7 protein-coding genes are annotated in these 9,379 nt (G+C 31.6%); 5 read left to right on the top strand and 2 right to left on the bottom strand.

The annotated features are described in order from the left end of the window. Positions 1-2: 2 nt before the first annotated feature. Entirely contained in the window at positions 3-3,239 is a 3,237-nt protein-coding gene (locus GFJ99_RS09235) for a SusC/RagA family TonB-linked outer membrane protein (RefSeq protein WP_153208452.1), read from the bottom strand. Positions 3,240-3,437: 198 nt separating this feature from the next. On the opposite strand from GFJ99_RS09235, the gene GFJ99_RS09240 reads away from it, so the two are divergent. Then, positions 3,438-4,097, top strand: coding sequence for a ribonuclease HII (locus GFJ99_RS09240; RefSeq protein ID WP_153208453.1), 660 nt, complete (start codon positions 3,438-3,440; stop codon positions 4,095-4,097). Between the two features lie 79 nt (positions 4,098-4,176). On the opposite strand, the gene lipB is transcribed toward GFJ99_RS09240, so the two are convergent. Beyond that, a complete protein-coding gene (gene lipB / locus GFJ99_RS09245; RefSeq protein ID WP_153208454.1) occupies positions 4,177-4,872 on the bottom strand; it encodes a lipoyl(octanoyl) transferase LipB in 696 nt (231 codons plus the stop codon). A 172-nt stretch (positions 4,873-5,044) separates the two neighbouring features. Here lipB and lysS point away from each other — a divergent pair, with 172 nt between their 5' ends. From lysS to GFJ99_RS09265, 4 genes are all read left to right on the top strand, one after another. Beyond that, positions 5,045-6,742, top strand: a complete 1,698-nt coding sequence (lysS, locus tag GFJ99_RS09250; protein ID WP_153208455.1) for a lysine--tRNA ligase — start codon at positions 5,045-5,047, stop codon at positions 6,740-6,742. Between the two features lie 68 nt (positions 6,743-6,810). Further along, positions 6,811-8,340, top strand: coding sequence for a hypothetical protein (locus GFJ99_RS09255; protein ID WP_153208456.1), 1,530 nt, complete (start codon positions 6,811-6,813; stop codon positions 8,338-8,340). A 91-nt stretch (positions 8,341-8,431) separates the two neighbouring features. After that, complete coding sequence (locus GFJ99_RS09260) at positions 8,432-8,851, top strand: hypothetical protein (RefSeq protein WP_008256541.1); 420 nt, start codon at positions 8,432-8,434, stop codon at positions 8,849-8,851. Between the two features lie 81 nt (positions 8,852-8,932). After that, a complete protein-coding gene (locus tag GFJ99_RS09265; protein WP_153208457.1) occupies positions 8,933-9,304 on the top strand; it encodes a hypothetical protein in 372 nt (123 codons plus the stop codon). The last annotated feature ends 75 nt before the right edge of the window (positions 9,305-9,379 follow it).

The raw sequence follows: 9,379 nt of genomic DNA on the forward strand, positions 1-9,379 counted from the left end.
TTTTAAAATTCAATTTTAGTACCAAAACTAAAAGTAGTCATTGGCATGTAAATTCCAGAGTTAGACGAGTTAATCAAAGTTGATGGATTAAGTCCGTTTCTAGCACTGAACATTAATAAATTATCACCTGAAACAAATAAACTAAATTTAGACAAGTGTAATTTACTCAAGAAAGCTTCAGGTACATTATACCCTAATCTAACATTATTTAAAGACAAGAAATCTGCTTTTGTAAGGAAACGAGTAGATGCAGAATTAAAGTTAACATCTGAAGCTACACCAGAAGATAATCTTGGTACATCTGTAACATCACCATATTGTTTCCATGCATTGTGAATATCTCTATGCCAGTTATTAGCACCAATTAAATCAGAGTTATCCATTAATTGAGCATAACCATTATCGTAGATATGACCACCAATACTATAACTGAACTGAGCAGTTAAATCAAAATTCTTGTAAGCAGCATTTAAACGGAATGAACCTCTAACCTTAGGAATAGCAGATTTTCCAGTATATTTTTGAGTTGCTTGAGAATAATTAGTTGTTGTAGTTTTTAAAACTTTAGCATCTGGATTATCATTCATGTAAATAGTCATACTACTAATAGGAGCATCACCATTATCAAAAATACCATTGTCATTTATATCATTATAATATAAATTCCATAAACCAGCTCCTGTAGCAGGATCAACACCAGCCCACTCACGTAAATACCAATCATATAATGAATGACCTTCAGATAATCTACCATCTAAGACTTTTTTCTCACCAGTAAATACATCAGTTGGCATTTGAGTAATTTCATTTTTCAATATTTCTCCATTAAAACCAATAGATAATTTCAAATCATCAGAAGTTTTAGCTTTTAAAATATGACCCATAACATCAAACTCGATACCACTATTACGTAACTGACCATCATTAATTTGCATAGTTGTATAACCAATGAAAGGAGGTAACGTTTGTGTAAAGAATAAATTCTCAGTGTTTTTTACATAATAGTCAACATTAACATCTAAACTATTATTAAACAATGAAGACTCTATACCAACTTGAGCAATTTTAGAAGTTTCCCAAGTTAAATCAGGATTTGCTAAAGTTGAACTTTCAGTAAATGAATAATCACCATTTGGAGTTTGGTTAATAGATGAAAGTTGCCATCCGTATTGTAAACTTGTACCTTGATCTCCAATTAAACCGTAACTAGCTTTTAATTTCAAGAAGTCAACAAAACTTAATTTAGACATGAAATCTTCTTTAGATACGATCCAACCTAAACCAGCAGAACCAAAAGTTCCCCATTTATTATTAATAAAACGAGAAGAACCATCTCTTCTTACAGAACCTGTTAAGAAATATTTTTGGTTGTAGTTATAGTTTAACTGACCAAAATAAGAATCTAAAGTCCATCTTTGAGAATAAGAAGAAGCTCTACCATAAGCTGAAGTATATTGAGATAAATCTAACGTGTTAGGTAAAATTGCTCCAGTTGCAGCAGCATTAAAATCTTTAAAAGTATTTGATGTAGACTCATGAGCAGCAAAAACTTCTAAACTATGATTTTCAAAAGTTTTACTGTAACGTAATAACTGTAAGAAATTTTGATTTACTGTAGAACTTACATCTTTAAATAAAGCACCATAATCAGCAGCAAAACCTCCATAATAAGGATTACTTCTAGAAGAACCATCAAATTGTTGATATTGACCACTGTAACGAGTTTCAAAAGTTAAAGATTTTGTCAAATCAACTGCAAAATTGAAGTTACCTAATAAAGTAGTAGCATCAGTTTGAGATAAGTCATAGTAAGCATCAGCAATACCATTAGTACTATTCCATGATCTACGTCCATAAATACTTCCGTAATCATATTGACTACCTCCAAAAATTGGATCAGCAACTAAATTACCAGCCGTATCTCTTAAGTATAAATCATAGATAGCAGGAGTTGTATTTGATAAAGCAAAGATATTACCAGAAGAACCAGCATCACCTTCACTATCAGATGAATTTGTATATCTAGCTCCTGTATAAGCCATATTACCACCTACTCTTAACCATTCTTTTGGCTTGTGCTCTAAATTAATTCTTGCAGTATAACGTTTGTAACTAGAGTTAATAGCATATCCTTGATCATCTAAATAACCAAAAGAAGTTGAATAACGAGTATCACCATTACCACCACTAAACTGAACATTAGCTTCACTTCTATAACCTGTACCAAAAGCAGCATCTGACCATTTAGCCGGATTATATCTTCTAGCTACTCCATTAGCAACTTTTCCAGTAGCAGGATCAATTAACTGAGAACCATCAACATTCCAAATGTTATATTGACTGTTAATAGTTTCACCTGTACCATCACCATATAAATTAGAATTAGCATAAGATACTGGATCTAAATAACCTAACAACATACCTTTAGTTTTTAACGAACCCCAAGCAGTTTCGATATACTCTTCTGGAGAATCGATAACATCATAGTTAGGCAACATTAAAGAGTTGATACTTGTTTTAAAATCAACAGAAACCATAGTTTTACCAGCTTTACCTTGTTTTGTAGTAACCAAGATAACACCATTTGCTCCTCTAGATCCATAGATCGAAGTTGCAGCCGCATCTTTTAAAACTGTGATATTTTCAATATCAGCAGGATTAATCGCACTGATATCACTACTATAAGGAGCACCATCAACTACGTATAAAGGAGCTTGATTCCCATTAACAGAACCAAAACCACGAATACGAATAGTTGCATCGCTACCAGGAGCACCAGAACCAGTAATTACGTTAACTCCGGCAACCTCACCTCTTAAAGCTTGAGAAATATTTGAAACCGTTTTAGCTTCTAAATTTTCTTTTACTAATTGAGTTGCTGTACCTGTAAATGCTTCTTTTGAGGTTTTACCGTAACCTACAACAATAACATCTACACCTTGTACAACATCATCTTTCAATGATACGTTGTAAGAATTAGCAGCAGCAATAACAATCTTAGCAGGTTTTTTACCTGTGTAAGTAATTACTAAAGCTTCACCTTGCTTAGCTTTGATAGTATAGTTACCATCAAAATCAGTTGTAGTACCACGAGTTGTTCCTTCAACAACAACGTTAGCACCTGCAATTGGGCCTAGTTCGTCAGAAACTACACCTGTAACAGTTTTCTCTTGCGCGAACGAAAACTGCATCGTAAACGCTACTAAAAGCGTAAAAATCCATTTGAACTTCGATCTCATATTAAATTTATTTGAGTTAGTTATTCCGCAAACTTCTTAATTATTTCTTAAATAAACAAATAATACTTCGGAATATTACTAATTTATTTTTGTTAAAGTTTTTGTTTTAAAAAAGCATTTTACGGAAGTTTCTCTTACTTAAGATGAAAATATCGCAGAAAGGTTGCGTATAAAATTATATTTTTGTCAAAAAAAAGTATGTTAAGCAAAAGTTACAGTAATTTAACATTAGAAATTGGAACCGACGAAGCCGGCAGAGGTTGTTTAGCTGGCCCTGTAACTGCCGCTGCTATTTTATTACCAGAACATTTTAAAAACACACTATTAAATGACTCCAAACAACTTTCTGAAAATAACAGAAAAAAACTTAAACCTATTTTAGAAGAAACTGCAATTTCTTATGCAGTAACTCATATTTTTCCAAACGAAATAGACGAAATCAACATTCTTAATGCTTCCATGAAAGCCATGCAAGAATCTATTTTACAACTTAATACTAAACCAGAATATATTATAGTAGATGGTAATAGGCCATTGAATGGAAAATTAGGTATGAAACAAAAAACTGGAAAAATCTTTTCTGAAGAAGAAATTCAGTTTTTAAAATCGATACCCAACACGAGCATAATTAAAGGTGATGCTAAATATTTAAGTATTGCAGCAGCTTCTGTTTTAGCAAAAACATATCGAGACGATTACATGGACACAATTCATGAAGAATTTCCAATGTATAACTGGAAAAAAAACAAAGGTTACCCTACTGTTGAACACAGAGAAGCTATCAAAAAATATGGCGCTTGCAAATATCACCGAATGAGTTTTCGATTATTACCTGAGCAATTGGCTTTAGAGTTGTGAGTGGCAGTCGCAGTGTTCAGTCGCAGTTGGCTGTGGTATTCAAAAAACACTTCTGAAAACTGTGACTGAACACTGAAAACTATAAAACATTCGCTTCAAACAAGTTTTGAAAATGTTTTAGAATTTTTTCTTTTACTTCTTGCTCATCAATATGGCGGTTTAATTCAGCATGCATAGAAGTTACAGCTTTACCTTTTATCCCACATGGAATTATATTGTCAAAATAACCTAAATCAGCATTTACATTTAAAGCAAAACCGTGCATGGTTACCCAACGCGAAGCTCTAACTCCCATGGCGCAAATCTTTCTTGCAAATGGCGTTCCAACATCAAACCAAACTCCGGTTTCTCCTTCGCTTCTAGTTCCATGTAATCCGTATTCTGCTAATGTTAGAATAATGGCTTCTTCTAAGAATCGTAAATATTTATGAATATCAGTAAAAAAATTCTCTAAATCTAAAATCGGATAGCCTACTATTTGACCTGGACCGTGATATGTAATATCGCCACCTCTGTTAATTTTATAAAAAGTAGCTCCTTTTGCTTCTAATTGTTTTTCGGAAAGTAATAAATTAGACACATCACCACTTTTTCCTAATGTGTAAACATGCGGATGTTCCACATATAAAAAGTAGTTTGGAGTAGCAAATGAAGTTTCCTCTCTCCTATTTTGAACTTTAATATCTACAATTTCTTTGAATAATTCTTCTTGATAATCCCAAGTGTCTTTGTAATCTTTATTTCCTAAATCTTGAAGTTGGACTTTTTTATTCATAGGTAAGAAGTTGTATTTTGAAAAGTGAAGCAAAGATACAAATAGTTTTTTGATGATGGAAGCTGAATAAAGGAAGCTGGAAGTTGAAAAACTTGAAACTCTAAACTTTTAAACCCCTAAACTTTTAAACTTTTAAACTAATACCTATCTTTGCACGCTTAAATACAATACTATGCAACTTTCGGAACAAGAAATCATTAGAAGAGACAAACTAAACGCTTTGCGCGAACTTGGAATTAACCCTTATCCAGCGGATTTATTTCCGGTGAATCACACTTCAAAGCAGGTGAAGGAAAATTTTGAAGAAGGTAAGAAGGTTATTTTGGCTGGACGTTTAATGAGTGTTCGTGATCAAGGAAAGGCTTCGTTTGCTGAATTACAAGATAGCGAAGGAAGAATTCAGTTGTATTTTAACAGAGATGTACTTTGCGAAGGCGAAGACAAAACACTTTACAACCAAGTTTTCAAAAAATTAACCGATTTAGGTGACTTTATTGGAATTGAAGGCGAATTATTCATGACAAAAGTTGGTGCAATGTGCGTTCGTGTGGATGATTTTAAAATGTTAAGCAAAACATTAAAACCGCTTCCGTTACCAAAAACTGATGAGGAAGGTCATGTTTTTGATGCGTTTACTGATCCAGAATTGCGTTACCGTATGCGTTATGTAGATTTAGTAGTAAATCCGCAGGTGAAAGAGGTTTTCATGAAGAGAACAAAATTGTTCACGGCTATGCGAACGTTTTTTAACGAAGCAGGTTACATGGAAGTGGAAACTCCCGTTTTACAATCGATTCCTGGTGGAGCGGCTGCAAGACCGTTTATTACGCATCATAATAGTTTAGATATCCCATTATACATGCGAATTGCTAACGAATTATATTTAAAAAGATTAATCGTTGGTGGTTTTGATGGGGTTTACGAGTTTTCGAAAAACTTCCGTAACGAAGGAATGGACAGAACACACAATCCAGAATTTACAGCAATGGAAATTTATGTAGCCTATAAAGACTACAACTGGATGATGGAAATGACTGAAAATTTATTAGAATATTGCGCTAATCAAGTCAACGGAACAACTGAAGCTACTTTTGGAGAACATAAAGTAAACTTCAAAGCACCTTATGCAAGAGTTACGATGACCGATGCTATCAAACAATTCACTGGTTTCGATATTACTGGAAAAACTGAGTCTGAATTATTTGAAGCAGCAAAATCTATGGGGATTGAAGTAAACGATACCATGGGTAAAGGAAAGTTAATTGATGAAATCTTTGGTGAAAAATGTGAAGGCAACTTCATTCAACCTACTTTCATAACTGATTACCCTAAAGAAATGTCGCCTTTGTGTAAATCACACCGAGATAATCCAGAATTAACAGAACGCTTCGAATTGATGGTTTGTGGAAAAGAAATTGCAAATGCGTATTCGGAATTAAACGACCCAATTGACCAACGTGAGCGTTTTGAAGCACAAATGGCTTTAGCCGAGAAAGGTGATGATGAAGCAAACGGAATTATCGATGAAGATTTCTTAAGAGCTTTAGAATATGGAATGCCACCAACTTCTGGATTGGGAATTGGAATGGATCGTTTAATTATGTTTTTAACCAATAATGCTTCTATTCAAGAAGTGCTGTTCTTCCCGCAAATGCGTCCAGAGAAAAAAGGACCTGAATTAACAGAAGATGAAAAACATATCATTGAAATATTAAAAGCTAATGAAGGAATTTCCATTGGAGATTTAAAAATAAAATCGGAATTAAGCGGAAAAAAATGGGATGCAGCCAGTAAAGGCATTAGCAAACATGGCTTACTTAAAATAGAAGTAAATGGCGAAAACAAAATTGCTATTTACACAGGAAAATAAATCAGATTAAAAGACTTCAATAATGAAGTCTTTTTTTTTACATTTACCAAAATCAACTCTCTTAAAAAATGAAAAAAATAAGTTTATTAATTATTTTGTTTCAAAACATTATTGTTTTGGCTCAAACACCAACGTTTACTTGGAGTGAAAGCGCTTCGTCTATTGACAATGAATTAAATTTTACGATTCAAAATCATTTTGATGGTAATCGCATCTTTAAAATAAAATCGGCTTACAACGATAAAATTTTCAACAAAGATGTTTTTGTAGATATTTTTTCACCTAATGATGATTTCGAAAAAGATGAAAATAATTTTTCTGTAGGTTTAGAACAACCTGTGATGGGTAAAAATATGAAAACCTTAACGCATCTTTTTTATTTAACAGGAAAAGATTATGTGTATTTTTTAACAGAATTCAATAGCGAAACTAAAGAATTTGAACTTTTTACGCAAAAAGCAAATATTGATACCGGAACAAAAACAAAAGCTACTTTTTTAACCAAAATGCCAGCTAAAAACATGTTTAATATTGGCGATTACTTTATTGCACAATCTGAAAACAAACAGTTTTATGGTATTGTATCAAGACCTATTGGAGATAAAAAACTAAACGAAAAAGTTACTTTTCATATTTTAGATGCAAATTTTAAAATAGTAAAAAGTATTGAACACGAATTTGCTTTTACTACTAAACAGTCGTTCAATATTGATGTTCATGTTTCAAATAATGGAAATTTAGCTATAGTAAGAGAACTTGATTTGCCAAAAATAAAACCTTACAAATCTTTATTTTACTGGGATTCTAAGACACAAAACGTTGTTGAACATAATTTAAAACAAGATTTAGATTTTCAAGTTTCTCAATTTAAATGGAAAGAAACGGATAATGGAAACTATTTTATTGGAGGTATTAGCGATGGCAAACGAAAAGTAGGCATAGATTTAGGCGGTGCTTTACCTGAAGCAAACCCAACAAACTCGTTACTCTTAATGCATTTTGATGCTGATGGAAAAGTAGTTTTAAATGAAAAAATAGCTTTAGAAAAACAAAACAATATAAACCTTGAAGAAATAATTTTAAAAGACAACAAATTTTGGTTACTTTTCAATGAAATATACACAGGATCTAAACGTTTACCTGCACCAGACCCTTCTAAACCATTAGAAAGACCAACAGAATACTCTTATGTTTCAACTGGATTCACCGTTATTAAACTAGATGCTACCAGTGGAAAATTAGATTGGATTAGCAGAATTAAAAACGAAGAACCAAGAACCACAAACGACAATGGCGATCATGTAAAATACTTGCATTTCTTTAGAAACAATCAGTTAGTATTGATTTATAATAATTCGAGAGACATTAATATGAATACAAAATATTTTGTTCGCAATAGCCGTTTTGCTGTTATGAGCATTATTAACAATGATGGTGCAGTAGTTAGCACTAAAGATATTCCAAATTCGGGAGTAGGAAAAACATACAACTTTTGTTATGAATTAGATTTATCTGTTGCCATTCCGGTTGATGAAAACACTTACATTGTTCGTTCTCGTTGCGGTAATTCTGCTCGATACGGTTATTTGAAATTTTAAAAACGAATTATTTTAAAAACTTTTTTACAAAAATTAAACTTTTTTACATTTACATAGTCTTATATATAGAAAACATAAAAATACACAAATTATGAAAAAACTTATTTTAGTTGTAGCGCTTACATTAAGTAGCTTAACATTTGCTCAAAACAAAAAATTTCAAGAATTAACACCTGATCAGGTAGCTGAACTTCAAACCAAAAGAATGACACTTGATTTAGACTTAAATGCTAATCAACAAAAAGATGTTAAAGCATTATTATTAGAAGAAGCTAAAAAAAGAGAAGCTATTAAAACCGAAATGAAGGCTAGAAAAGAAGAAGATAAAAAATTTACTTCTAATGAAAAATACAAAAAGCAAATGGAAGTTTTAGACAATCAAATTGAATTAAAAGCAAAAATGAAAAAAGTTTTGAGTCCTGAACAAATGAAAAAATGGGAAGAAAAACAAAATAGCAGAAAAGCAATGATTGATAAATCTAAAAGAAAAGCAAAAGGAAATCAAGAATAATTTCTAAACATTATCATTTTTTTTGTTTTTATTCTAAAAATAATTTAGATTTGACAAACTAAAAATAAATTTTACACAAACATGAAAAAAATAATCGCTGCATTTGTATTGTTTATTAGCGTTTCTATGACGGCTAATGCTCAAGATGTTAAAAAATCTAATTCTCAAGAAAAACAAATTACAACTATTGAAACAAGAAAAGTTGATTTTGATGATTTAGCAAAAAAAGACACTTATAAATTGGTAAAATTATTACAATTAGACCAACAAATGGCAAAAGATTTAAATGGATTATTTCTTTACAAGTATAATCAATTCAGTTTAGCTAAAAACGAAAATGAAAAAAAACAAATTAGTGAGCAAATTGAAGCTAAATTAAGAGCGACACTTACTCCAAGTCAAATGGATAAAATTACAAGTCAACCTGATTTACTTAAAAGCTTAATAAATTAAAAAAAAAGTCCCGATAAAATCGAGGGCACTGAAAAACATCGACTATTTTGATTAGTACCGTTTTTAGTCAATAAA

Source organism: Flavobacterium sp. LMO6 (genome assembly GCF_009495795.1).
GTDB lineage: Bacteria > Bacteroidota > Bacteroidia > Flavobacteriales > Flavobacteriaceae > Flavobacterium.